Source organism: Actinomadura sp. NBRC 104425, assembly GCF_030269545.1.
In the GTDB taxonomy this organism is placed as follows: Bacteria; Actinomycetota; Actinomycetes; order Streptosporangiales; family Streptosporangiaceae; genus Spirillospora; species Spirillospora keratinilytica.
The window spans coordinates 106,787-131,724 of the sequence record NZ_BSTN01000008.1; the positions used below are offsets into that span (position 1 = coordinate 106,787).

Genomic DNA, 24,938 nt, shown 5'->3' on the forward strand with positions numbered 1-24,938 from the left:
ATAGTTGCCTTTCGAGGCGGGTGCCCGGCTTGAGGCGGTCTTAACGCGTCCGCTCGAGGTCCAGCGCGGCCAGCAGGCCGTCGGCGAGCGGCACGGGCTCCGGGCACGCCCGGGCACGTGCGGCCCCCTCCCCCGACAGGCACCACCGCCACCACCGCTCCAGCTCGGCGGGGTCGAGCAGGCGCGGGCCCGCCGCGTGCTCGGGCGGCGTGAGCACGGCGGGCCACGCCCACGCGCGGGCCTGCGCCGTCACCTTGGCGCCGCCCGCGACGGGGTCGACGGCCAGCGCGGGCACCCGGTTCTTCAGCGCGAGCACCAGCCCGTGCATCCGGGTGGTGACCACCAGGTCGAGCCGCCGGACCGCGCTCTCCAGCTCGGCGGCGGTGCCGGCGAGCCGCCAGTCCCCCGGGTCGAGCCGGGTCTCCAGGGGCAGGCGGGCGCACTCGCGCCGCCCCAGCCAGCCGGTCAGCTCCCGCTCCACGCGTTCGTGCCGGCCGCGCGCGCCGTACTCGCGCTGCCGCCGGACGAGCACCACCCCGACCACGGGGACCTCGGGGACCGCGACGGACGCGGCCAGGTCGCACCGGGCGGGCCGGCCGGGCGCGTCCCGCGGGAGCACGGCGTGGAACCCGGCGGCGGCCGGATCCCCGGGATCGATGACCGAGACGCCGACGGCCACCCGGCGGCACCGGGCGTACCGGCGGTGCAGCCCCTCGACCTGCTCGCCGCGCAGCGGGCCGCACGCGAACACCACGTGCGTGTAGTCCTCGGGCCGGGCCTGCTCCAGGGTGAGCGCACCGGGCCGGAACACCGGGCTCCAGGCGACGTCGCAAGGCAGCCCGGCCCCGGCCAGCCGCCGCCGCACCGCCTCCAGCGCCAGCACGTCCCCGGCGGTCGCCTCGCCGTGGACGAAGCTGGGCCACCCCACCACCAGTACGCGCATGCGGCCGAACGTTCCCGCGGGCGGGGAGCCAAACGCGCGGGCCCGGCAGTGGCCGGGCGGCGCGGTCAGCGGGCGGCGGGCTTGGGCAGGGCGCAGCGGGCGGTCAGCTCGACGCCGCCGCGGCCCAGGCAGCGGGCGAGCAGGTAGGTCTGCTGCCCGTAGTCGGCGCCATGGCGGACCCGCACCCTGCCCGCGCCGTCGACCTCGCAGGGGTTGTTGAGGGTGCAGCGCTCGCCGTTCTCGTTGCCGGTGTTGTTGATCCCGACGACCAGGCCGGTGGCGGCGTCCACGAGGGGCGAGCCGGAGGTGCCGCCGACGGTGTTGCAGGCGGGGCTGTAGCGGATGGAGTCCCGCCAGGTCCACTCGGCCTCGCGGAGCCGGTGCACGAAACCGTCGATCTTGCAGGAGTAGATCTTGCGCCAGTAGCCGGAGACCACCCGGATCTGGGTGCCGAGCCGCGGCCGCGACGGCGCCAGCCGCAGCGCGTGCACCCCGTACCGCTGGGCGAGGCGGCGGTAGGTGGTGCCGAGCCGGTACACCGCCACGTCGGTGTCGGTCATGGTGGCGTACTCGATGCGGTTGGCGCGCACGGTGCCCAGCGTGCGCCTGCCGGTCCGGTCGAGCAGGGTGAACGACCGCGTGGACGGCCGGTCGACGAACACCTGCCCGGCCTTGGGCATGCCGGTCTCCAGGCAGTGCCCGTTGGTGAGCACCAGGGCAGCGTCGGTGTCACGCGTGCGCGGCCCGCGCACCAGGGCGCCGGAGCAGTTGTCGAGCGCGACGGCACCGGCGAAATCGACCCGTTTGACCTGCCGGGCCGTCACCGGCTCGACGGCCGCGGCGGTGGCCGTCCGCGCGCCGTCGGGCACCGGCCCGCCGGTGGCGAGTGCCTGGGGTTGCGGGGTCTGCGCGTGGGCGGGTGCGGACGCGGCGCCGCCCACGGCCGCGAGGGCGGCGGCGCAGGCGGCGACGGCGCGGGCGGCCCCGGCGAATCTGCTGGTCATGCGGGCTCCTCTCAGACGGAACGGCACCGACAAGATCATCACTGTGCCGGATGTGAAAACCAAGGACTGACGTGACCGGTGTGGCGCCAGGGCAAGCACTTTGCCCCGCGGCGGCCACCGGCGGCGGCCGCCTCCACGTCGGCCGTCACTGCACGTCGACCCAGCCGAACGTGCGCTCGACGGCCTTCTTCCAGGCCGCGTAGGACTTCTCGCGGCGTTCCTCGTCCCACTGCGGCAGCCACCGCCTGTCCTCGTTCCAGTTCTGGCGCAGCTCGTCGGTGCTGCGCCAGAACCCGACGGCGAGCCCGGCGGCGTAGGCGGCGCCGAGCGCGGTGGTCTCGGCGACGACGGGCCGCGACACCGGGACGCCGAGGATGTCGGCCTGCAGCTGCATGCACAGCTCGTTGGCGGTGACGCCGCCGTCCACCTTGAGCACGTCCAGCGACACGCCGGAGTCCTGGCGCATGGCCTCGACCACGTCGCGCGACTGGTAGCAGATGGACTCCAGGGTGGCGCGGGCCAGGTGGGCGTTGGTGTTGTAGCGGGACAGGCCGACGATGGCGCCGCGGGCGTCGCTGCGCCAGTAGGGGGCGAACAGCCCGGAGAAGGCGGGCACGAAGTACACGCCGCCGTTGTCGTCGACCTGGCGGGCCAGCGCCTCGCTCTGCGCGGCGCCGGAGATGATGCCGAGCTGGTCGCGCAGCCACTGCACGGCCGACCCGGTGACGGCGATCGACCCCTCCAGCGCGTAGACAGGCTCGGCGTCGCCGAACTTGTAGCAGACCGTCGTCAGCATCCCGGCCTTCGACCGCACCGGCTCCTCGCCGGTGTTGAGCAGCAGGAAGTTGCCCGTGCCGTAGGTGTTCTTGGCCTCGCCCGGCGCGAAGCACACCTGCCCGACGGTGGCGGCCTGCTGGTCGCCGAGGTCGCCGGTGAGCGGCACCTCGCCGTGCAGCGGCCCGTCGGCGCGGGTCACCCCGTAGCCCCGCGGGTCGGACGACGGGCGGATCTCCGGCAGCATGGCCCGGGGGATGCCGAAGAACGACAGCAGCTCGTCGTCCCAGTCGAGGGTCTCCAGGTCCATCAGCATGGTGCGGCCGGCGTTGGTGACGTCGGTGACGTGCACCCCGCCGTCGCGTCCGCCGGTGAGGTTCCACAGCAGCCAGGCGTCGATGTTGCCGAACAGCGCCTCGCCGGCCTCGGCGTCGCGGCGCACCCCTTCGACGTTCTCCAGGATCCACTGGATCTTGCCGCCGGAGAAGTAGGTGGCGGGCGGCAGCCCGGCGCGGTGCCGGATCGTCTCGCCGCGCCCGTCGCGCTCCAGCTCCGCGGCGATGCGGTCGGTGCGGGTGTCCTGCCAGACGATGGCGTTGTGGTAGGGGCGGCCGGTGCGGCGGTTCCACACCACGGTGGTCTCGCGCTGGTTGGTGATGCCGAGCGCGGCCAGGTCGCCGCCGCCCACCCCCGCCTTGTTGAGCGTGGTCTCGATGACCGCGCGGGTGCGCTCCCAGATCTCGGTGGGGTTGTGCTCGACCCAGCCCGCCCGCGGCAGGATCTGCTCGTGCTCCAGCTGGTGGCGGGCGACCTCGTTGCCGCCGTGATCGAAGATCATGAACCTGGTGCTGGTGGTGCCCTGGTCAAGAGCCCCCACGACGTCCCCCATCAGGCCCTCCTCTCCCGGCGGGCGGACGCGCTCCGCCCACCGGCTCTCGAATCCCCGCGACGGACCGGGCAGACGCCGAGCGCCGGCGGCGCACCGGGCCGCTCACGGCGTGGCATCGCGCTCGGGCTCGCGGCCGGCGCCCTCGGCGCCGCGTCCGGCCTGCGGCGGCAGGTGGCAGCCGATCAGCAGGTGGTAGAGCGCGGCGCCGGCGAGCCCGCCCAGTAGCGGGCCGGCGATCGGCACCCAGAAGTACAGGCCGCCGTACTGGTCGCGCCAGGCGCCGCCGTACCCGGTGAGGTACTGGGCCAGGCGCGGGCCGAAGTCGCGGGCGGGGTTGATCGCGTACCCGGCGTCCGTGCCCCAGGCCATGCCGATCGCCACCACCAGCAGGCCGATCACCACCGGGGTGAGGCCGGCCATCGGCGGCATGTTGCGCAGGTCGGTCAGGGCGAGGATGACGAACAGCAGGATCGCGGTGCCGATGATCTGGTCGCGGAAGCCGCCCCACAGCCCCACCGGCAGGGTGCCGTTGCCCGGCAGGGTGGAGAACACGAGCTGGCTCTTGATCGTGTGGCCGGGGTCGAAGGCGGCCAGCACCTCGCTGTAGTTCCACCGGACGAGCAGCGCGCCCGTGAAGGCGCCGACGGTCTGCGCGAGGACGTAGGGGGCGACCTTCCGCCGGGGAAAGCCCTGGAAGACCGCGAGCGCGACGGTCACCGCCGGGTTGATGTGGCCGCCGCTCAGCCGCGCCGACACGTAGACGCCCAGGGTGACGCCGATGCCCCAGGCCCAGGCGATGCTGTCGTGGTCGCCGATTCCGCCCGCGACGACCTGGGCGACCACGCCCGCGCCGAAGAGGATGAGGATCATCGTCCCGGCGCACTCCGCGCTCAGCTCCCCGGCGATCGGGGCGAGCCGCCACGGCGGGAGCGGGGCTCGTCGCGCCATGGTCGCCTCCTCCCCCGCCGGCCGCGGTCACCGTCACCGCACGTGAACGGCCCTCCAGGAAGGACGGATATTCCCGTAACCCAGCGTGATAAGCGGAATGACGGTACGCGCTTGGACGAACACATGGCGCAGTGCCGGCGGGGACGTCACGGGCCCTGCGGGCCGGGCTCCGCAGTCGCGACATGAGGCGCCTCGATGAACTCGATCGCCCCGTCGGCGATGCGGCGCGCCGCCGCCTCGTAGCGGGACCGCAGCTCGTGCAGCACCTCCTGGGCGCGCACCGCGGGCCAGTCGGCCGGCAGGTGCTCCACCGGCAGCCAGGGGTCGACCCGCACCAGCTGCAGCCACTCGGTGAGCATCCACAGGTAGCGGGCCAGGTCGTCGGGCGCCTGCGGCACCGGGTCGGGGCGGTCCCAGCGGTGCAGGAAGGCGCGGTACCCGGCGGCCAGCCCGTCCAGGTCGAACGCGTCGCGGATCATCCCCGGCACGTCGGTGGGCGGCTCGGCCGGGCCGCCGAACACCTTGACCCGCCCGTTGAGCCCGAGGCCCTCGATGACCTGGGCGACGTCCACCCGCGACGGCGTCACCCACATGCCGTTGCCGAGCGGCCCGAACCCGGCCCAGATCAGCCGGGAGCGCAGGTCGTGCCGCTGCCGCTGCCAGGACTCGGGCATGGAGAAGGCCAGCACCGTCCACTGGCCGTCCCAGTCGGTGTTGACCGCGCCGCGCTGCCAGACGCGGCGCTCGCCGTCGACCAGGATGCGCGCCGAGCGCTCGGTCAGGCCGAAGTGCATGCGGCGGCCGCGCCGGTGGCGGGCCAGCAGGTCGCGTCCGACCATGCGGGTGAGCGTGGAGCGGATGGCCTGCTCGCCCACGCCCAGCCGGTCGAACACCTCGATGAAGCTGCCGGAGAACACCGCGATGTCGCGCCGCAGCACGTAGTTGCCCAGGAACGTCAGCATGAGGGCCTGGGGCCGCAGCTTCGGCGGGGCGAGCCCGGGGTCGGCGTCGGGGGCGCCGTCGGTGGATCCGCGGTTCTGCGTGGACGTTCGCTCGCGCACCGGCCCGGCCCCCTGTCGCAATCTGATGTTGGGCAGATTATTGACGGTCGTCAATGCTACGCCTATGTTCGGGCTGTCGCCACCGGCTTCGCCTCGCCCCTGGGGGACGATCATGCGCAACGAAGGACTCGGGTCGTGGCCGGCCCGCCGCGCCCGCAAGACCCCGAACCGCCCCGCCCTGGTCTACCAGGACCAGAGTCGCACGTACGCCGAGATGCACCAACGGGTCACCCGGCTGGCGCACGTCCTGCGCGGCCTGGGCGTCCGGCGCGGCGACCGCGTCGCCTACCTCGGCCCCAACCACCCGGCCTTTCTGGAGACGCTGTTCGCCGCCGGCGCGCTCGGCGCCGTGTTCGTGCCCCTCAACACCCGCCTGGCCGGACCGGAGATCGCCTACCAGCTGGCCGACTCGGGCGCGGCCGTGCTGGTGTACGCCCCGAGCCACGCCGAGCTGGTCGACGGCATCCGCGGCGGCGCCGGCGTGCGGGCATACGTTCCGCTGGAGGCGGACCGCGGCGGGTACGAGGAGCTGCTGGCCGCCGCGGCCGCCGACCCGATCGACGAGCCCGTGGGCCTGGACGACCCGTGCATGATCATGTACACGTCCGGCACCACCGGGCGGCCCAAGGGCGCCGTGCTCACCCACGGCAACATCACCTGGAACACCGTCAACGTCCTGGTCGACCACGACCTGGTCGCCGACGAAGTCGCGCTGGTGTCGGCGCCGCTGTTCCACACCGCCGGGCTCAACATGCTCACCCTGCCGGTGCTGCTGAAGGGCGGCTGCTGCGTGCTGGTCGAGCGGTTCGACCCCGACGCGGCGCTCGACCTGGTCGAGCGGCACCGGATCACGTTCATGTTCGGGGTGCCCACGATGTTCCAGCAGATCGCCCGGTCGCCGCGGTGGCCGGCCGCGGACCTGTCCTCGCTGCGGTTGCTGACCTGCGGCGGCGCGCCCGTGCCGACGTCGCTGATCGCCGCCTACCAGGAGCGCGGGCTGACCTTCCTGCAGGGATACGGGATGACGGAGGCCTCGCCCGGGGTACTGTTCCTGGACGCGGCGCACGCGGTCGCCAAGGCCGGGTCGGCGGGGGTGCCGCACTTCTTCAGCGACGTCAGGGTGGTGGGGCCGGACATGCGGGCGGTGCCTCCGGGCGAGACCGGCGAGGTCGTCGTCAAGGGCCCGCACGTGATGTCCGGTTACTGGGGGCTGCCGGAGGAGACCGCCCGCGTGTTCACCGACGGCTGGTTCCACACCGGCGACGCCGCCCGGGTCGACGAGGACGGCTACGCCTACATCGTCGACCGGATCAAGGACATGATCGTCTCGGGCGGGGAGAACATCTATCCGGCCGAGGTCGAGAACGCCATCCTGGCCGACCCCGACGTGCTGGAGTGCGCGGTGATCGGCGTGCCCGACGGCACGTGGGGCGAGGTCGGCCGCGCGATCGTGGTGCCGCGCCCCGGGGCCGAGCTGACCGCCGAGCGGGTGCTGGCGCCGCTGGCGGACCGGCTGGCCAAGTACAAGATCCCCAAGTCGGTGGTGATCACCGACGCCATCCCGCGCAACGCCGCGGGCAAGGTGCTCAAGGCCCGGCTGCGCGCCGAGTACGGCGCGGCCGGGCCGGGGTCCGCCGCGCCCGCGTCCCGTCCCGCCGAGCAGGCTCCCCCGACGGAGCCGTGACCCGCCCCAGGAGCCGCCGTCCATGAACGCCACCGGGCCCGCCCCTGCGGTCGCCGCCGCGTCCCCGCCCCGGCTGCGCACCGCCCCCGGCGCCGAGTCCGACGCCGGGCGACCGTCGGTCACCCGCCGGGTGCTCGGCATCCTGGACGCCTTCTCCCCCGAGCGGCCCGCGCTGTCGCTGTCGGACATCAGCCGCCGCGCCGGGCTGCCGCCCGCCACCGCGCACCGGCTGATCGCCGAGCTGACCCGCTGGGGCGCGCTGGAGCGCGACGGGGACGGCCTGTACCGCATCGGCCTGCGCCTGTGGGAGGTGGCGGCGCTGGCGCCGCGCGGGCAGGCGCTGCGCGAGGCGGCCATGCCGTTCCTGGAGGACCTGTACGAGGCGACGCACGAGAACGTGCAGCTGGCGGTGCTGGACGGGCTGGAGGTCGTCTACATCGAGCGCATCCGCGCCCGCAACGCGGTGCACGTGTTCACCCGCGTCGGCGGCCGCTGGCCCGCGCACGCGACCGGCGTGGGCCTGGCGCTGCTCGCCTACGCCGACCCCGAGCTGCAGGAGCGGGCGATCGCCGGGCCGCTGCGGCGGTTCACGCCCAAGACCATCTGCTCGGGCGCCGAGCTGCGCCGCGTGCTGGCCGAGGTCCGCCGCACCGGCGTGGCGGTCAGCGACGGGCAGGTGGAGCTGATCGCACTGTCGGTGGCCGCGCCGGTCTACGGGCCGGACGACACCGTGGTCGCGGCCGTGTCGATCGTGGTGCCGTCCCACTCGTCCGACGCGCGCGCCCTCATCCCGGCGGTGCGCGCCAGCGCACGCGGCATCTCGCGCGCGCTCGGCGCCCCGCGGGCGCTGCGCCGTCCCGCCGGCGCCACCGCCCGCGTCTGAGCCCGGCGGGATTTTTCCATTGGACGGAACGGCGGTGGCCGCCGGCGCGCGGGCCCGGGAAGGTCGGGGTCATCGGTCCTGACACGCGTCGAGGAGCACCCCATGGCCTTCCCACGCAACCAGTGGTACGTCGCCGCGTACGGCTCGGAGGTCGGCGACGGCCTGCTGGCCCGCACCATCTGCGGTGAGCCCATCGTCTTCTACCGCACTCGCGACGGAAAGCCCGTCGGGCTGGCGGACCGCTGCGTGCACCGGCGTTACCCGCTGTCGGCCAGCGGTCGCGACGGCGACCGGATCGTCTGCGGCTACCACGGTTTCACCTACGACCCCGACGGCACCTGCGTGGCCGTGCCCGGGCAGCGCCGCGTGCCCCGCACCGCCCGCGTCCCCCGGTACACCGTGGTCGAGCAGGACTCGCTGATCTGGGTGTGGATCGGCGAGGACGGCAAGGCCGACCCGGCGGCGATCCCGCGCGCCCCCTGGCTCGACTCCCCCGACTACGTGACCGTGCGGGGCATGGAGCCGCTGGCCGCGCGCTACGAGCTGCTGGTCGACAACCTGCTGGACCTGTCGCACGAGACGTACCTGCACGGCGGCTACATCGGCACCCCCGAGGTGGCCGCGACGCCCATCACCACGGAGGTGGACGAGGAGGCGGGTGTCGTCTACGTCAGCCGCCGCATGAAGGACGCCGAGTGCCCGCCGTTCTACGCCAAGTCCACGGGCATCGAGGGCCGCATCGACCGCTGGCAGGACATCGAGTACCACCCGCCGTGCCTGTACCTGCTGCACAGCCGGATCGCGCCGACCGGCGTGGAGCCGGGCCCGGACGGCGACGACCCCAGGGCCTGCCACGCCGAGATCGTGTACGCGATCACCCCGGAGACCGAGACCAGCACGCACGACTTCTGGATGGTCGCCCGCGACTTCGCCCGCGACGACGAGGAGGTGTCGCGGTTCCTGGCCGACAGCAACCGCACCGTCGTGCTCCAGGACGTCGAGGCGCTGAACCTGCTGGAGAAGGTGATCGCCGCCGAGCCGGAGGGCTACCAGGAGCTGAGCATCAACATCGACACCGGCGGGCTGGCCGCGCGCCGGATGCTGCAGCGGATGACGGCGCAGTGAGCGGCGGGCAGGGCGGCAGGCTGCGCGTAGAGTGGACACCCGGCTCCGACCTGCTGACCGGCATCTGCTTCTGCGGCGCGCGGCGGCAGGCCGACGACCCGGTGGAGATCTGGCGCTGGCTGCTGGCGCACCACGAGCACCGGAGCACTTCCGAGTAAGGTTAGGTTAGCTTAACCTAACAAAGACCTCGGAGGTGGGTCGGATGGCGACGGAACGACCAGGGGAAACGGCGGCACGGCCGGCCCGGCAGGGCGGCGGACGGCGCCCGCGGATCGCGCACCGCGGCACGGTGGTCCGCACGGAGCGGATCACCCCGCACATGATCCGCGTGGTGCTCGGCGGCGAGGGGCTGGCCCGGTTCTCGGCGGGCGAGTTCACCGACCACTACGTCAAGCTGCTGTTCCCCCCGGCCGGCGTCGTCTACCCCGAGCCGTTCGACCTGGAGGAGATCCGCGCCCGGCTGCCGCGCGAGCAGTGGCCGAGCACCCGCACCTACACCGTCCGCGCCTGGGACCCGGACGCCCGCGAGCTGACGATCGACTTCGTCCACCACGGCGACCGGGGCATGGCCGGGCCGTGGGCGGCGAACGCGCGGCCGGGCGACCAGATCTGGTTCTTCGGGCCGGGCGGCGGGTACGCGCCCAGCCCCGAGGCGGACTGGCACCTGCTGGCGGGCGACGAGAGCGCGCTGCCCGCGATCGCCGCCTCGCTGGAGCGGGTGCCGCAGGGCGCGCCCACCCGCGTGTTCATCGAGGTGGAGGGGCCCGCGGAGGAGCAGGACCTGGCCACGCCCGGCGACGCGCGGATCGAGTGGCTGCACCGCGGCGGCGGCGAGGTCGGCGAGGCGCTGGTGCGGGCGGTGCGCGCCCTGGACCTGCCCGCCGACGGGGTGCACGCGTTCGTGCACGGCGAGGCGGACTTCGTCCGCGACCTGCGCCGCCACCTGCGGGTCGAGCGCGGTATCCCGCTGGAGCGGCTGTCGATCTCCGGTTACTGGCGGCGCGGCCGCGACGAGGACGGCTGGCAGTCGTCCAAGCGCGAGTGGAACCGCATGATCGAAGAGGAGGAGGCCAAGGCGCTGGCCTCGGCCTCCTGAGCGCGGCGGCTTCCGGGGCGACCGGTCAGGCCGTGGCCTCGCCGGTCTCCCCGGGGGCTTCGCCGGCGGCCTCCTCGGCGCCGGGGTGGTCGGCGCCGGGGTCGTCGGCGAAGCCGGGCAGCCAGCGCAGCGCCTCGGCGCGGAAGTCGCCCTCGGCCTCCAGCTGGCACAGCACGCCGCCGCAGCCGGCCAGGGCGCGGCTGACGGCCAGGTACTGCGGGGGCAGCCGCAGGTGCCGGGCCAGGCCGCCCGGCCGCAGGTCGGTGGCCAAACCCATGCCCCGCGCGGTCTCGCGGCGCAGCCACTGGCGGCTGTAGCGGAACCGCTCGACGGCGAACGGCGCCGCGTGCGGGGCGATCAGGGCGCGCAGCTCCTCGGGGTCCACCTCGGCGCCCGGGTCCAGGAAGCCCTCGGCGCGGGCGAGGGCGACCATCTCCTCGGCGTCGCCGAGGGTGCCGATGCGCAGCATCCGGCCGAGCGACCAGCGCAGTTCGTCGGACACGCGGGCGGCGCCGCCGAAGTCCAGCACGCCGAGCCTGCCGTCGTCCAGCAGCCGGAAATTGCCCGGGTGCGGGTCGATGTGGACCATGCCGCAGCGCGCGGGGCCGGACAGGATGAACCGGAACAGCAGCAGCCCGGCGCGGTCGCGCTCCTCCCGGGAGCCGTCCGTGATGACGCGCGCCAGCGGCGTGCCCTCCACCCACTCGGTCACCAGCACGTTCCCGGACTGCGCCACGACGGCGGGCACCAGGTAGTCGGGGTCGCCGGCGTAGGCGCGGTGGAAGGCGGTCTGGGCGCGGGCCTCGTCGCGGTAGTCCAGCTCCTTCTCCAACCGCCGCTTCAGGTCGGCGACCAGCGGCTTCACCTCCACGCCGGGGAACAGCGGCCCGATCAGCCGGCTCAGCCGGGCGATCTGGTTGAAGTCGCTCATCAGCGCCGGCCCTGCGCCCGGGTACTGCACCTTCACGGCCACCGCGCGCCCGTCGTGCCGCACGGCCCGGTGCACCTGGCCGATGGAGGCGGCCGCGGCGGGACGGTCGTCGAACTCGGCGAACAGCTCCCGCCAGTCCTCCCCCAGCCCCTCGGCCAGGACGCGGTGCGCGGTCGCGGCGGGCATCGGCGGAGCGGCCTCCTGCAGCCGGGTCAGGGCGGCCCGGAACGGCCCGGCCACCTCCTCAGGCAGGCCCGCCTCGAAGATCGACAGCAGCTGGCCGACCTTCATGGCGCCGCCCTTGAGCTCGCCGAGCACGGCGAACAGCTGCTCGGCGGTGCGCCGCTGCACCTCCAGGGCGACCGCCTCGGCGGGGCGGCCGATCGTCCGCTTGCCCAGGCCGAGGGCGGTGCGGCCGGCGAAACCGAGGGGGAGGGTGGCCAGTTTGGCGGTCCGGCTCACCGCCCGGCGGGGGATGTCGCTCACAGTGGGACCGTCCTGCCTGTTGACACCGGCTTTCTGGCTTGAACCGTATAAACGGTATCTCCCGCTGTGACCGTTCCGCCCGATGCTCGACGGCCGCCCGCGGCCCAATCACCATGGCGCTGGAATGTGAGACACGTCACGACTGTGTCTGGCATGGGGCGGAGAGGGGCGTCCGGCGCGCCGATGAACGGCACGGCGACGGCGCGGGGGCGAGCGTCAGGACGGCGGGGACAGGTCGATGTCGGTCGCCAGGCCGTGCCGCCGGACGTGCTCGCGCAGCCGGCCCGCGGCCAGCGCGTCGAACAGCTCCCTGCCGCGCCGCCGGTCGGGCAGCAGCACGTTCTGCCCGTCGATCCACGCCGACGGCCCGGTCGGCAGCGTCACGAAGGTGACCCGGTCGGGGCCGATCCGCGCCAGCCGCAGCGCCAGGGAGCGCAGCGCGCCCAGGCCGGTGCGGTCGTCCACCGCCACCGACTCGCTTGCCGCGCGCAGGAACGCGTCGAGCTTGACCGGGTTGCGCAGCGTGCCGCCGTCGATCGCCTTGCCGGCCATGGCCCGCAGGAAGGCGTGCTGCCGCTTGACCCGGTCGACGTCGCTGCCGGACAGGCCCTTGCGCTCGCGGACGAACCGCAGCGCCCGCGCGCCGTCCAGGTGGTTGCGGCCCGCCGGCCAGGACCAGCCGTTGCTCGGGTCGTGGATCGGCGCGTCCAGGTAGATGTCCACGCCGCCGAGCGCATCGGTCATCCGGGCGAACCCGGCGAAGTCGACGGCGACCACGTGGTCGAGGCGGATGCCCGCCAACTGCTGCACGGTCTGCGCCATCAGCCGCGGCCCGCCGTGCGCGAACGCCGTGTTGATCTTGGCGCGCGGGTGTCCGGGGATGTCGGTCCACAGGTCCCGCGGGATCGAGATGACGTAGGCCTGCCGCTCGTCCGGCGGCAGGTGCAGCACCATGATCGTGTCGGCGTGGGCGCGTCCCCCGGGGCGCCACTTGTCCCGCGCAGGGACGCCGCGCAGGTCCGAGCCGAGCAGCAGCCAGTTCTGCCCGGTTTCGGCGGCCGGGCGGGCCGCGCGGTCCGGCAGCGCCCCGGGCAGCCGCTGGATGCGCCGGTCGTAGCTGTCGGCGCGCCACACCGCCACCCCGAAGGCGGACACGGCCAGCACCGCCGCCGCCACGCCCAGGCGCACCAGCACACGCCGGAGGCGCCCGCCGCCCGCACGCCGGCTCCGAGACCTCATGGCAGGGATCACCTCCGCAGCGGCCCGTCCCGTCCGCGCCGCCGGGGTGCCTCAGCCCGGTCCGGCGCATGATCACCCACCCGGTTCCCCGCCACGGGGCGCTATAACGCCCGTCATATCGCGCTCCCGCCCCCGAGCCGCCCCAAACCGGTACAGCCGGTTTCGGCGATCCGGTCGATCAGGCCGGCCAGCAGCGCGGTGCGCGGGACGACGGAGGCGAGGTCGAGCCATTCGCCGGGCGAGCGGCAGGCGCCGCCGACCGGCCCCAGGCCGTCCAGCACGGGCGTGCCGGACGCCGCGACGATGTTGGCGCCGGAGCCGCCGCCGGCGGCGCCGGCCCGCACGTGCAGGCCCAGTTCGAGGCCCACCCGGCGGGCGGTGTCGACCAGCGCGGCGGTGCGCGGGCCGCCCTCCCACGGGGGCACGGGGGCGTGCTGGACGACCTCGGCCGCCACCCCGGCGACCCCGTGGCCGCGGGCCAGGCGGCGGATGTCGCCCAGGACAGCGTCGAAGTCGGCCGCGCGGTCGGCGCGCACGCAGGCGACCAGGCGCGCCGAGTCGGCGACCATGCCGGGCGCCGTGCCCGCCTGCAGGACGCCCACGCGGACGCGCACTCCGAGACGGCTCCGGTCCAGCTCCTGCAGGGCGACGGTCAGCCGGGCCGCGGCCAGGGCGGCGTCGCCGCCCCGGTCGGCGGCGGCCCGGTCGGAATCGGCGGGCGGGGCGGCACCGGGATCGGTGTGCGCCGCCCGGCCGCGCAGGACGATCTCCACCTCCGCGCCTCCCTTGCGGGCGGCGACCACGGCGCCGTCCGGGCGGGCGCACCGCAGGCCCAGCGCCGCCGCCGCGCCGTGCGCCTCGCGCCGCAGCAGCATCCGGCTCAGCGGGGAGCCGGCCTCCTCGTCCGGCGAGCACACCAGCGCCACCTCCCCGTAGCGCTCGGCGCCCAGCAGGACCAGCGCCTCGACGGCGGCCAGGCCCGCCAGCAGGCCGCCCTTGCCGGCGCACACGCCGGGGCCGTACGCGCGGTCGCCGTCGACGCGCAGCGGCCGCGCGGCCGCCGTCCCGGCGGGGAACACGGTGTCCATATGGCCGGTCAGCAGGATCTTGCGGCGCCCGCGGCCGCGGCGGCGGGCGACCAGCGCGGCCCGCCCGTCGTCCAGCCGGACGGGCTCCAGCCGCATCCCCGCGTCGCGGGCGTACCCGGCGACCAGCCCGGCCACCCGGTTGACGCCCGCCGTGTCGGCGGTGCCGCTGTCGACCGCGACCAGCTCGGCCAGCCTGCCGGCATAGCGTTCGCGGACGTGCGCGGCGGCGGCCGTGAGCGCCGCCGCGTCCGGGCCGGGCGCGCCGACGCGCGGCCGCGCCGGCGCGCCCGCCGCCCCCGCCACGGCCGTGCCCGCCGGGGCCCCTGTGTTCGCCGTTCGTGCCGCCGCCCGGGTCGATGCCGTCCCGGTCGATGATGTCCCGGTCGATGCCATCGCGGCCGGAGTTCGTACGCTCATCCCTGTGCTCACCATCCGCACTCATATGACTACCTGTTGTAATCGAGGGTAACTACCCGGTGTGACAGACAGCACCGCGGGGCGTCGCCGCAGGGGCCGGCTGCTGATCATCGGCGGCGCGGAGAACCGCACGTGCGGCACCGGGCCGCTGGAGACGTTCGTGCGGCTGGCGGGCGGCTCGGCCGCGCGGGTGGTGGTGGTGACCACCGCCACCGAGATCCCCGAGGAGGTGACCGCCGAGTACACCGCCGCGTTCGGGCGGCTCGGCGTGACCGCGGTGCGCGAGCTGCGGCTGCTGGGCCGGGCCGCGGCCGACGACCCGGGCGTGCTGGACGCCCTGGACGAGGCCACCGGCGTGCTGTTCAGCGGCGGCGACCAGTCGCGCATCCGCACCCTGGTCGGGTCCCAGACCAACCGGCTGCTGCGCCGCCGGCTGGAGGAGGACGGCCTGGTCATCGCCGGCACCAGCGCGGGCGCCACCGCGATGGGCCACTGGATGATCCTGGGCGGCAAGGGGCACGAGGTCGCCGCGTCCACGGTGCGGGTCGGACCGGGGCTGGCGCTGGTGGACAACGTCCTGATCGACATGCACTTTCTGGAGCGCGGGCGGCTGCCCCGCCTGCTCAGCGGCATCGCGCTGGACACCCGGCTGCTGGGCGTGGGGATCGACGAGGACACCGCGATCGTGGTGGGCGACGGCTCCTTCGAGGTGGTCGGCTCCGGGCTGGTCACGGTGGTGGACGCCGAGCGGGCCACGGTCGGCTACGCGGCGGGCGACGACGAGCCGATGGCGATGCTGCACGTCGACCTGCACATGCTCCCGGCGGGCTGCCGCTTCGACATGGAACAGCGCAAGCCCGTCATCGGCCGGCGTCCCGGGGAGGAGTCCTGACCGATGCGCATCGACGCGCTGCGCCGCCTCGGCGGCCCGAACGTGTACCTGTCCCGCCCGGTGCTGGTGGCCCGGCTGGAGCTGGCGGAGCTGACCGAGCGGGAGACCACCGACCGGCCCGGCTTCGCCGAGCGGCTGGTGGAGCTGCTGCCGGGACTGGCCGACCACCACTGCTCGGCCGGCCGCCCCGGCGGGCTGCTGGACGCGATGGCCCGCGGCACCTACTTCGGGCACGTCACCGAGCACGTGGCGCTGGAGCTGTCCTGCCGGATCGGCCGCGAGGTGTGCTTCGGCCGGACGGTGTGGGCGGGCTCCCCCGGCGTCTACGACGTGATTCTCGAGTGCCCGCGCGACGAGCCGTCCGCCAGCCCGGTCCCCGGCGCCCTGCTGGCCCTGGCGGTGCGGACGGTGACCGGGGTGCTGGACGGCCGGCCGCCGGCGCTGAAACCGGAACTGGCCCGCCTCCGCGCCGAGTACGAACGCACCCGCCTGGGCGTCAGCACCGCTGCGCTGGCGCGGGCCGCGCGGCGCCGGGGCGTGCCCGTGCGGCGGGTGGGCGAGCTGAACCTTCTGCACCTGGGGCACGGGCGGCACCGCCGCACGGTGTGGGCGGCGATGACCGACGCGACGTCGGCGATCGGCATGGAGATCGCCGCGGACAAGCGGCTGGCGCAGGTCGTGCTGGCCGAGGCGGGCATCCCGGTGCCCGAGGGGCGGCTGGTGACCAACGCCGCCGAGGCGCTGGACGCCCTGCGCGAGATCGGCCCGCCGGTGGTGGTCAAGCCGCTGTCGGGGCACCAGGGCGAGGGCGTGCGGGTCGAGCTGTCCGAACCCGCCGAGGTGCTGGCCGCGTTCCGCGCCGCGGCGGGCGTGGACGAGCGGGTGCTGGTGGAGTCCTACATCCCCGGCCGCGACTACCGGGTGCTGGTGGTGGGCGGGCGGGTGGCGGCCGCGGCCGAGCTGACCGCCGCGCACGTCGTCGGGGACGGCACGGCGACGGTCGCGGAACTGGTCGAGCGCGTCAACGCCGACCCGGCGCGCGGCGAGGGCCACGACCGGCCGCTGACGCGGCTGCGGCTCGGCGCGGCGGAGGTGGCGCACCTGGCCCGCCAGGGGCACCGCCGCGACACCGTCCCCGCCGACGGGGAGGTGGTGTGGCTGCGCCGCAACGCCAACCTGTCCACCGGGGGCACCAGCCGGGACGTGACCGACGAGGTGCACCCGCAGGTCGCGCGGATGTGCGTGCGGGCGGCCGCGGCGATCGGCATGGACGTGTGCGGGGTGGACCTGCGCCTGCCCGACATCGCGGCGCCGCTGCCGTCCGACCCCGGCGCGGCGGGGGTGCTGGAGGTCAACGCCGCCCCCGGGTTGCGCATGCACCTGCGGCCGCACCAGGGCAAGGGCCGCGACGTCGCGGCGGTGATCATCGACCTGTTGTTCCCGCCGGGCACGCCGTCGCGCATCCCGATCGTGTCGGTGACCGGCACCAACGGCAAGACCACGACCGTGCGGATGGTCGCCCACATCCTCGCCCGGCGGGGCCTGCGGGTCGGCATGGCCTGCACCGAGGGCGTCTACGTCGAGGGGCGCGGGGCGGGCGGCCTGGTGTACCGGGCCGACGCGTCCGGGCCCCGGTCGGCGGAGATGGTGCTGGCCGACCGCTCGGTGGAGGCGGCGGTTCTGGAGACCGCGCGCGGCGGGATCGTCCGCCGCGGCCTGGGCTACGACCGCGCCGACGTGGCCGTGGTCACCAACATCACCGCCGACCACCTGGGCGTCGACGACACCCTCACCGTGGACGACCTGGTGCACATCAAGGCGCTGGTGGCCGAGGAGATCCGGGACGGCGGGCACCTGGTGCTCAACGCCGACGACCCGCGGGCGGCGGGCCTGGCCGAGCGTCCCGCCGTGCGGCGGCGCGACCCGGTGGTGCGGCTGTTCGGCGCGTCGGCGCGCAGCGCGGCCATCGCCCGGCACGTGGCGCAGGGCGGCGTGGCGTACTTCGTCGACGGCGGCCTGCTGGTGGAGGCGGCCGGTGCGGAGCGCACGCCGCTGCTGCCGGTCGGCGAGGTCGCCGGCGCGTTCGGCGGACGCGCCGCGCACGTGGTCGCCAACGCCCTGGCGGCGGCGGCCGCGGCCCGCGCCCTCGGCACCCCGGCCGACGTGGTCGCCGACGCGCTGCGCTCGTTCGCCCCGCACGACCGCAACCCCGGCCGCGGCTGCGTCTACCGGGTCGGCGACAACCCGGTGCTGGTCGACTACGCGCACAACCCGGCGGCGGTCGCCGCGATCGGCGCGTTCGTGCGCCGCCAGTGGGACCGGCCGGGCGTGGCCGCCGTCACGCTGCCCGGCGACCGCGAGGACGCCCTGGTCGCCGAGACCGCCCGGGCGCTGGCGGAGGTGTTCGGCCGGGTCGTGGTCTACGAGGACGAGGACCTGCGCGGCCGCGCGCCCGGCGAGATGACCGACCTGATCGTCCGCGGGCTGCGGGAGCGCCGGCCGGACGTGCGGCACGTCGCGGCCGGCGACCTGAAGAGCGCGCTGACCACGGCCCTGACCCTCGCCGGCCCCGGCGAGCCGGTGCTGCTGCTGTACGAGAAGCTGCAGCCGGTCGCCGATCTGCTGCACACCCTGGGCGCCCAGCCCCGCCCGGCGGACGCCGGCTAGCCGCGGGTCCGGCGCGCGGCCCACCAGGCCCCGGCGGCCGCGGCGCCGAGGAGGACGACGAACGCCACGTCGGGCACGGCCCGTCCCATGCGCTGCACCCACTGCTCCAGCGCGACCTCCCGGTCGGCGCCGAGCGGCGAGGGCAGCGCGGCCGTCCCCTCGAAGGCCAAAAACAGCCCGCCGACGGCGACGAACATCAGCCCCGACGCCAGCGACGTGGTGTGCAGCCGCAGCGGGCCGGCGGTGAACGCCCTGCCGCGCAGCCAGCGGCGGCGCCCCAGGTCGAACCGGTCCCACAGCAGCGCCAGCACGAACAGCGGCAGCGCCATGCCCAGCGCGTGGACGGCGAGGAGCACGCCGCCGTACAGCGGGTCCCCCTCCACGGCGGCCACGGTGAGGATCGCGCCCAGGATGGGACCCGCGCAGAAGCCCGCCAGCCCGTACACGGTGCCCAGCAGGTAGGTCGACACCGCCGACACCGGACGCAGCCGCCCGGCCGCCTCCTGCGCGCGTCCCGAGGCGAACCCCAGGCCGAGGATCTGGGCCGCCCCCAGCGCGACGACGACCGCTCCGCCCGCGGTGACCAGCAGCCCGCGATGGCCGTTGAACAGCCGCGCGGCGGCCGCACCGGCGACGCCGAGCGGGACGAGCGTGGTGGCCAGTCCCGCGTAGAAGACGCCGGTGCGGGCCAGCAGCCGCGCGGGCGCGGCGAACGAGTAGGCGAAGAACGCGGGCAGCAGCATCGCGCCGCACGGGCTGACCAGAGTGAGCACGCCCCCGAGGAACGCCGCCGGATACCCGATGTCGATCACGTGCCCCCTCCCACGTGACCGGCAGGCTACTAGGGCCCGGGGCCGGCTAGGCGGTGAAACCGTCCAGGGGCAGGCCGACGTAGTTCTCCGCCAGGCTCGCGGACGCGGCCTTCGACGACACGACGTAGTCCAGGTGGGAGCGCTGCAGGCGCCGGTCGAAGTCGTCGGCGGCCGGGTCGACGTGCAGCAGGGTGGTCATCCAGTACGAGAAGTGCTCGGCGCGCCAGACCCGGCGCAGGCACCGCTGGGAGTAGGAGTCCAGCAGCGTCTCGGACCCGGTCGCGTAGTACTCGGTCAGCGCGGCGGCCAGCACGGTGACGTCCGCGACGGCCAGGTTGAGCCCCTTGGCGCCGGTGGGCGGGACGATGTGCGCGGCGTCCCCGGCCAGGAACAGCCGGTCGTGCCGCATCGGCTCGGCGACGAAGCTGCGCATCGGGGTGATCGCCCGGTCGGTGATCGGCCCGGGGGTGAGCTCCCAGCCGTCGTCGGTGGCGAACCGGGCGGCCAGCTCGTCCCAGATCCGCTGATCCGGCCAGGCGGCCAGGTCCTCGTCCGGCGCGACCTGCAGGTAGAGCCGGCTGACCTTGGGCGAGCGCAGGCTGTGCAGGGCGAAGCCGCGGTCGTGGTTGGCGTAGATCAGCTCCTCGGTGGACGGCGGGACGTCGGCGAGGATGCCGAGCCAGGCGAACGGGTACTCGCGGGTGTAGGTCCGCACGTCGGGCACGGACTTGCGGGAGACCCCGTGGAAGCCGTCGCAGCCGGCGACGAAGTCGCACTCCAGGGTGTGCGTGCGGCCGCCGTGGCGGAACGTCACGCTCGGCGCGGACGGGTCGACCGCCGTGACCTCGGCCTCGAAGCGGACGTCGCCGCCGTCGGCCAGGCGCCGCGCCACCAGGTCCTTGACGATCTCGGTCTGGGCGTAGACGGTGACCGTCCGGCCGGTCAGATCGGTGAGCGGGATCCGGTGCCCGGCGCCGCCGAACCGCAGCTCCAGCCCGTGGTGCACCAGGCCCTCGCGGTCGAGCCGCTCGCCCACCCCGGCGTCGCGCAGCACGTCGGTGGTGCCCTGCTCCAGCATCCCGGCGCGCTGGCGGTGCTCGACGTACTCCCGGTCGCGGCTCTCCAGTACCACTGACTCGATGCCCTGCCGGTACAGCAACTGGGACAGCAGCAGTCCCGCCGGTCCGCCGCCGATGATCGCGACCTGGGTGCGCATGGCTCCTCCTTCTCGTGTCACCAGCGATCCTGGCGTCTGCCGCGGCCGGTGCAAGACCCGCTCTTCCGGCCACCGGAAACCCGGGGCCGGGCGGCGGCCCAGGTCGTCGGCCGGATCCGGCTGCCGACCCGGTCAGGCGCCCGACGCCGCGGGCGGGGCGGGCGGGGCGGGCGGGGCGTCGCCCGACACGGGCGCCCCCGGCACCGCGGGTTCGACGCGCCAGTGCAGGGCCACGTCGCGCGACAGGGCCCGCGCGGCGGTCACCAGCGGCGGCAGCAGCCGCCGCACGTCGGCGCTGCGGGAGCGGGCCACCAGCGACAGGGCCGCCACCACCTCGCCGTCGGCGTCGCGGACCGGGACGGCCACCGAGGACGCGCCGACCGTCATGTCGTCGCGGGTGACGGCGTAGCCGTTGCGGCGCACCCGGGCCAGCACGTCGCGCAGCTCGCCGGGGTCGGTGACGGTGCGCGGCGTGTGCCGGGTCAGCCCGGCCGCCAGCACCGATTCGAGCAACCCCGGCGGCGCGAACGCCAGCAGCACCTGCCCGACCCCGGTGGAGTGCAGCGGCAGCGTGCTGCCGACCTGCGTGACCACGGGCACCGATCGGGTGCCGCGCAGCCGCTCCACGACCAGCGCCCGCCCCTCGCGCAGCACGGCGAGCTGCACGTTGTCGTGGGTGACCTCGTAGACGTCCTCCATGTGCGGCAGCGCCAGCTCGCGCAGGCCGGTGACGGCCGGGGCCTGGCTGCCGATCCGCCACAGGCGGGTGCCGATGCGGTAGGTGCCGTCGGGGACGCGCTCCAGGAACCCTCCGGCGACCAGCTCGCCCACCAGCCGGTGCCCGGTGGCCAGCGGCAGCCCGGCGCGGCGGCAGATCTCGCTGAGGTTGAGGCGGACGCCGCCGAGGGCGAAGGCGTCCAGGATCGCCATGATCTTGCGTGCCACGCTGGGCGGCCGCGTCCGGTCCGTCATCGCCGCCTCCCCCCTCGTGCGGCCGCTATCCGGCCGCGGACGTCCCGCTCGCCTGCTCCTCCTCGGCCAGTACCCGCTGGGCGACGGCGAAGGCGGAGTTGGCGGCCGGCACCCCGCAGTAGATCGCGCTCTGCAGCAGCACCTCTTTGATCTCGTCCTGGGTGAGCCCGTTGCGCAGCGCGGCCCGCACGTGCATGCCGAGCTCGTCCAGGTGGCCGCGGGCGACCAGGGCGGTGAGGGTGATGCAGCTGCGGGTGCGGCGGTCCAGGCCGGGCCGGGTCCAGATCTCGCCCCAGGCGTACCGGGTGATCAGGTCCTGGAAGTCCTCGGTGAAGCCGGTGGTGCGGGACACCGCCCGGTCCACGTGGGCGTCGCCGAGCACCTCGCGCCGCACCTTCATGCCGGCGGCGTGCCGCCGCCGGTCGTCCCCGGGCTCGCCCGCGGGCTCGTCCACGGGCTCGCCGGCGGGCTGGTTCGTCGCGGAGGTCATGCGGGGGCTCCCTTCCAGGTGCGGTCCAGGTGCCGGATGATCGCGCCGGTGACGGGTTCCGGGCGTTCCACGTTGGCCAGGTGCCCGGCGCCGTCGACGACGACCAGCTCGGCGCCGGGGATCCGGCCCGCGAGCACGTCGCCGTGGCCCGCAGGCGGCGTGGGCGCGTCCTCGGCCCCCGCGACCACCAGGGTGGGCGCGGCGATCCGGGCGAGCCGGTCGGTGATGTCGAAGGCGGCCAGGGCGTCGCAGCAGGCGGCGTATCCGGCCGGGTCGGTGGCGCGCAGCATCGCCACGTACGGGTCGGCGCCGGTGAAGCCGGGCGTGAACCACCGCGCGGCGGCGGTGTCGGCGACCGGCCCGACGCCCTCGCGGCGCACGAGCGCGGCCCGTTCGCGCCAGCGCTCCGGCGGGCCGAAGCGGGGGGACGTGCAGCACAGGACCAGGCTGGCGACGCGGTCGGGCGCGGCCAGGGCGAGTTCGGCGCCGACCGCCCCGCCCAGCGAGACCCCCGCGTAGGCGAACCTGGCGACGCCCTCGGCGTCGAGGACCTCCAGCACCTGGGCGGCCAGGTCGCCGACCGTGAGGGTGCCCCCGCCGCCGGGCGGGGGCGACTGGCCGTGGCCGGGCAGGTCGTACCGCAGCACCCGCCAGCGCTCGGTGAGCGCGGGCAGCTGGGGAGCCCACAGGCCGGTGGTGGTGCCCACGGACGGGCCGAGGACGACGACGGGCGCGTCGCCGGGCCCGTCGGCTTGGTAGTACAGGGTCACGTGCGGTTCCTCCGATGTTCCCGGTACCGCGCCAGGGCCCGGTCGACCAGGGCCGGGGCGGCACCGGCGTCGGCGCGCCCGCCGTGCTCGGCCAGCAGCTCCAGCAGGCCGTCGAGGTTGGCGCGCATGCGGTCGGGCGCGACCTTCAGGCCCTCCAGCAGCTCGGCGGCGGTCTCGGCGGCGCCGCCGGTCAGGCGCAGCATCTCGCGCAGCGGCTGCCACTCGGCGTGCCACTCCCCCGCGGGCCGCTCGTGCGGCGCGGCCTGCGCGGTGAACACGATCTGCGCGTACGCCGGCACCTGCAGCGCCGCCGAGCGCACCAGCGCCGACAGCGCGGGGTTGCGCTTGTGCGGCATCGCCGACGAGCCGCCGCGGCCGGGCCCGGCCGCCTCGGCGGCCTCGTCCACCTCGCTCTGGGCGAGCAGCACGACATCGGTGGCGATCTTGCCGAGGGCGCCGGCGACCAGCGTCAGCGCCCCGGCGAGTTCGGCCACGGGCGTGCGGCGGGTGTGCCAGGGCAGCTCGGGCTCGGCCAGCCCGGTCTGCGCCGCGAAGGCGGGCGGCAGGTCCAGTGCGCGTTCGCCGAACGCCGCCAGGGTGCCCGCCGCGCCGCCCAGCTGGACGGGCAGCCGCAGCGCCGCCAGCCGCTCCCGGGCGTCCAGGCAGCCCAGCAGCCATCCGGCCGCCTTGAGCCCGAAGGTGGACGGCACCGCCTGGCGCGCCAGCGTCCGCGCCGCCATCGGCGTGTCGCGGTGCCGCTCGGCGTGCCCGGCCAGCGCGTCCAGCGCCCGGTCCAGATGCGCGAGGATCACGCCGCGGGTGCGGGACGCGACGAGCATCGCGGCGGTGTCGACGATGTCCTGGCTGGTGGCGCCCCGGTGGACGTGCCGCCCGGCCGGGCCCGCCAGCTCGCGCAGGTCGGCGATCAGCGGGACCACCGGGTTGCCCGCGCCGCGCGCCCGCCGGGCCAGGCCGGGCAGGTCGAACCGGTCGGCGCGGGCGGCCGCGGTGATGGCGTCGGCGGCCTCCCGCGGCACGGCGCCGAGGTCGGCCTGCGCGCGGGCGAGCGCGGCCTCGGCGTCCAGCAGCGCCTGCAGCCACGCGGCGTCGCCGGTGGCCGCCTCGGCCTCGCTGCCCGCCCGCACCGGCGACAGCAGGCCCGCGTCGGGTGAGACGGCCCCGGCGGGCCGTGGACGGTCACAGGTCAAAGAAGACGGTCTCCCGTTCGCCCTGCAGATGCACGTCGAAACGATACGACGCCTCGCCGTCGCGTTCGGCGATCAGGGTGGCGCGGCGGTCCTCCGGGACGACGCCGAGCACCGGGTCGCCGACGTGGGCGGCGGTGTCCTCGGGGAAGTACACCCGGGTGAAGACCGGCTTGAGCAGGCCGCGCGCGAACACCAGCAACGCGATGTAGGGGGCGCCGTCGCCGGTGCTGCCGGGCTTGACCGTGCTGAACCAGTAGTGGCCGGCCGGGTCGGTGCCGCAGCGGCCGAAGCCGGAGAAGTCGTGCCCGGCGCGGCGCAGCCCGCCCGGGCGGCGGGGGATCGAGCCGTCGGCGTCGGCCTGCCAGATCTCCAGCAGCGCGTCGGGCACCGGGTCGCCCGCGCCGTCGAACACCTGGCCGTGCAGCCGGATGGCGCCCTTGTGCCAGCCCGGCGCGAGGGTGGGGCCGTCGTCGTAGGGCAGCGCGAACCCGTAGAACGGCCCCACCGTCTGCGACGGGGTGAGGCCGAGCGCCGGGGTGGCCGGGGTGGTCTCGCCGCTGGTCGCCGTCACGATTCCTCCATCGGGGTCTGGCCGAGCACGATGTCGAACTGGTAGCCCAGCGCCCACTCGGGCTCGGTGGTGTCCAGGTCGAAGCGGGAGATCAGCCGCTCCCGGGCCTTGGTGTCCGGGATCGACTGGAAGATCGGGTCGAACGGGAACAGCGGGTCCCCGGGGAAGTACATCTGGGTGACCAGCCGCTGGGTGAACGCCGTGCCGAACACCGAGAAGTGGATGTGCGCGGGCCGCCAGGCGTTGAGGTGGTTGCGCCAGGGGTAGGCGCCGGGCTTGATGGTGGTGAACCGGTAGCGGCCGTCGTCGTCGGTCAGGCACCGGCCCGCCCCGGTGAAGTTGGGGTCGAGCGGCGCGGGGTGCTGGTCGCCGGCGTGCGCGTACCGTCCGGCGGCGTTGGCCTGCCACACCTCCACCAGGGCGTTGCGGACGGGTCGGCCGGAGGAGTCCAGCACCCGGCCCGTGACGATGATGCGCTCGCCGAGCGGCTCGCCGCGGTGCTGGCGGGTCAGGTCGTTGTCCAGCTTGCCCAGCTCCTGGTGGCCGAAGACCGGGGAGGTCAGCTCCACGGCCTCGGGTCCGAGCTTGGGCATCACCAGCGGCTTGGAGGGGGCGCGCAGGACGGTGCTCTTGTAGTCGGGATGCAGATACGGGGGATGGGTCATGGCCCGTGTCCCTTCTCGTCGGGCGTCTGCGTTGCGGTCATGCCACGGAGGGGTCCGGGAGGACGCGCCCTCGGCGGGCGGGTCGGCGGGTGCGTCGGCGCCGGCCC

The 24,938-nt window shown here is 75.5% G+C and carries 23 protein-coding genes; 7 read left to right on the top strand and 16 right to left on the bottom strand.

Annotated elements, in window-relative coordinates; all coding sequences use genetic code 11:
• Positions 1-40: 40 nt before the first annotated feature.
• From QSK22_RS14930 to QSK22_RS14950, 5 genes are all read right to left on the bottom strand, one after another.
• Complete coding sequence (locus tag QSK22_RS14930; RefSeq protein WP_285494750.1) at positions 41-943, bottom strand: polysaccharide pyruvyl transferase family protein; 903 nt, start codon at positions 941-943, stop codon at positions 41-43.
• Positions 944-1,008: 65 nt separating this feature from the next.
• A complete protein-coding gene (locus QSK22_RS14935) occupies positions 1,009-1,947 on the bottom strand; it encodes a S1 family peptidase (protein WP_285494751.1) in 939 nt (312 codons plus the stop codon).
• Between the two features lie 145 nt (positions 1,948-2,092).
• Complete coding sequence (gene glpK, locus QSK22_RS14940; RefSeq protein ID WP_285494752.1) at positions 2,093-3,610, bottom strand: glycerol kinase GlpK; 1,518 nt, start codon at positions 3,608-3,610, stop codon at positions 2,093-2,095.
• Positions 3,611-3,712: 102 nt separating this feature from the next.
• Positions 3,713-4,558, bottom strand: coding sequence for an MIP/aquaporin family protein (locus QSK22_RS14945; RefSeq protein WP_285494753.1), 846 nt, complete (start codon positions 4,556-4,558; stop codon positions 3,713-3,715).
• Positions 4,559-4,704: 146 nt separating this feature from the next.
• Positions 4,705-5,619, bottom strand: a complete 915-nt coding sequence (locus QSK22_RS14950) for a PaaX family transcriptional regulator (RefSeq protein ID WP_285494754.1) — start codon at positions 5,617-5,619, stop codon at positions 4,705-4,707.
• Between the two features lie 112 nt (positions 5,620-5,731).
• Between QSK22_RS14950 and QSK22_RS14955 the strand changes: the two genes are divergently transcribed.
• The 5 genes from QSK22_RS14955 to QSK22_RS14975 all read left to right on the top strand — a co-directional run bounded on the left by QSK22_RS14955 (position 5,732) and on the right by QSK22_RS14975 (position 10,407).
• Positions 5,732-7,303 (top strand): acyl-CoA synthetase, encoded by a 1,572-nt coding sequence (locus QSK22_RS14955; RefSeq protein WP_285494755.1) that lies wholly within the window; start codon positions 5,732-5,734, stop codon positions 7,301-7,303.
• 22 nt (positions 7,304-7,325) lie between these two features.
• A complete protein-coding gene (locus QSK22_RS14960) occupies positions 7,326-8,186 on the top strand; it encodes an IclR family transcriptional regulator (protein WP_285494756.1) in 861 nt (286 codons plus the stop codon).
• 102 nt (positions 8,187-8,288) lie between these two features.
• On the top strand, positions 8,289-9,311 hold the full coding sequence (locus tag QSK22_RS14965) for an aromatic ring-hydroxylating oxygenase subunit alpha (RefSeq protein WP_285494757.1): 1,023 nt from the start codon (positions 8,289-8,291) through the stop codon (positions 9,309-9,311).
• On the top strand, positions 9,308-9,469 hold the full coding sequence (locus tag QSK22_RS14970; RefSeq protein ID WP_285494758.1) for a hypothetical protein: 162 nt from the start codon (positions 9,308-9,310) through the stop codon (positions 9,467-9,469). The genes QSK22_RS14965 and QSK22_RS14970 overlap by 4 nt, the downstream gene beginning before the upstream one ends.
• 44 nt (positions 9,470-9,513) lie before the next feature.
• Positions 9,514-10,407 carry a siderophore-interacting protein gene (locus QSK22_RS14975; protein ID WP_285494759.1) on the top strand — a complete coding sequence of 298 codons (894 nt, stop codon included), beginning with the start codon at positions 9,514-9,516 and terminating at the stop codon, positions 10,405-10,407.
• Between the two features lie 25 nt (positions 10,408-10,432).
• On the opposite strand, the gene QSK22_RS14980 is transcribed toward QSK22_RS14975, so the two are convergent.
• The 3 genes from QSK22_RS14980 to QSK22_RS14990 all read right to left on the bottom strand — a co-directional run bounded on the left by QSK22_RS14980 (position 10,433) and on the right by QSK22_RS14990 (position 14,454).
• Positions 10,433-11,824, bottom strand: coding sequence for an ABC1 kinase family protein (locus QSK22_RS14980; protein WP_285494760.1), 1,392 nt, complete (start codon positions 11,822-11,824; stop codon positions 10,433-10,435).
• Positions 11,825-12,040: 216 nt separating this feature from the next.
• On the bottom strand, positions 12,041-13,063 hold the full coding sequence (locus QSK22_RS14985) for an LCP family protein (RefSeq protein WP_285494761.1): 1,023 nt from the start codon (positions 13,061-13,063) through the stop codon (positions 12,041-12,043).
• A 113-nt stretch (positions 13,064-13,176) separates the two neighbouring features.
• Positions 13,177-14,454 carry a M20/M25/M40 family metallo-hydrolase gene (locus QSK22_RS14990; RefSeq protein WP_285494762.1) on the bottom strand — a complete coding sequence of 426 codons (1,278 nt, stop codon included), beginning with the start codon at positions 14,452-14,454 and terminating at the stop codon, positions 13,177-13,179.
• Between the two features lie 175 nt (positions 14,455-14,629).
• Here QSK22_RS14990 and QSK22_RS14995 point away from each other — a divergent pair, with 175 nt between their 5' ends.
• Positions 14,630-15,460, top strand: coding sequence for a cyanophycinase (locus QSK22_RS14995; protein WP_285494763.1), 831 nt, complete (start codon positions 14,630-14,632; stop codon positions 15,458-15,460).
• 3 nt (positions 15,461-15,463) lie between these two features.
• A complete protein-coding gene (gene cphA / locus QSK22_RS15000; protein WP_285494764.1) occupies positions 15,464-18,127 on the top strand; it encodes a cyanophycin synthetase in 2,664 nt (887 codons plus the stop codon).
• On the opposite strand, the gene QSK22_RS15005 is transcribed toward cphA, so the two are convergent.
• The 8 genes from QSK22_RS15005 to pcaH all read right to left on the bottom strand — a co-directional run bounded on the left by QSK22_RS15005 (position 18,124) and on the right by pcaH (position 24,831).
• A complete protein-coding gene (locus QSK22_RS15005) occupies positions 18,124-18,939 on the bottom strand; it encodes a cytochrome c biogenesis CcdA family protein (RefSeq protein WP_285494765.1) in 816 nt (271 codons plus the stop codon). The two genes, cphA and QSK22_RS15005, sit on opposite strands and share 4 nt — an antisense overlap.
• A gap of 46 nt (positions 18,940-18,985) precedes the next feature.
• The gene (locus QSK22_RS15010; RefSeq protein WP_285494766.1) at positions 18,986-20,155 is read right to left on the bottom strand and encodes a 4-hydroxybenzoate 3-monooxygenase; all 1,170 of its coding nucleotides are present in this window, start codon (positions 20,153-20,155) and stop codon (positions 18,986-18,988) included.
• 132 nt (positions 20,156-20,287) lie between these two features.
• The gene (locus QSK22_RS15015) at positions 20,288-21,127 is read right to left on the bottom strand and encodes an IclR family transcriptional regulator (RefSeq protein WP_285494767.1); all 840 of its coding nucleotides are present in this window, start codon (positions 21,125-21,127) and stop codon (positions 20,288-20,290) included.
• Between the two features lie 25 nt (positions 21,128-21,152).
• A complete protein-coding gene (pcaC, locus tag QSK22_RS34010; protein WP_502872310.1) occupies positions 21,153-21,617 on the bottom strand; it encodes a 4-carboxymuconolactone decarboxylase in 465 nt (154 codons plus the stop codon).
• Positions 21,614-22,387, bottom strand: coding sequence for a 3-oxoadipate enol-lactonase (pcaD, locus tag QSK22_RS34015; protein ID WP_502872311.1), 774 nt, complete (start codon positions 22,385-22,387; stop codon positions 21,614-21,616). Before pcaD ends, pcaC begins: the two co-directional genes overlap by 4 nt.
• Complete coding sequence (gene pcaB / locus QSK22_RS15025) at positions 22,384-23,595, bottom strand: 3-carboxy-cis,cis-muconate cycloisomerase (protein ID WP_285494768.1); 1,212 nt, start codon at positions 23,593-23,595, stop codon at positions 22,384-22,386. The genes pcaD and pcaB overlap by 4 nt, the downstream gene beginning before the upstream one ends.
• Positions 23,585-24,166 carry a protocatechuate 3,4-dioxygenase subunit alpha gene (gene pcaG / locus QSK22_RS15030; RefSeq protein ID WP_285494769.1) on the bottom strand — a complete coding sequence of 194 codons (582 nt, stop codon included), beginning with the start codon at positions 24,164-24,166 and terminating at the stop codon, positions 23,585-23,587. Before pcaG ends, pcaB begins: the two co-directional genes overlap by 11 nt.
• Positions 24,163-24,831 (bottom strand): protocatechuate 3,4-dioxygenase subunit beta, encoded by a 669-nt coding sequence (gene pcaH, locus QSK22_RS15035; protein WP_285494923.1) that lies wholly within the window; start codon positions 24,829-24,831, stop codon positions 24,163-24,165. The genes pcaG and pcaH overlap by 4 nt, the downstream gene beginning before the upstream one ends.
• Positions 24,832-24,938: the final 107 nt, after the last annotated feature.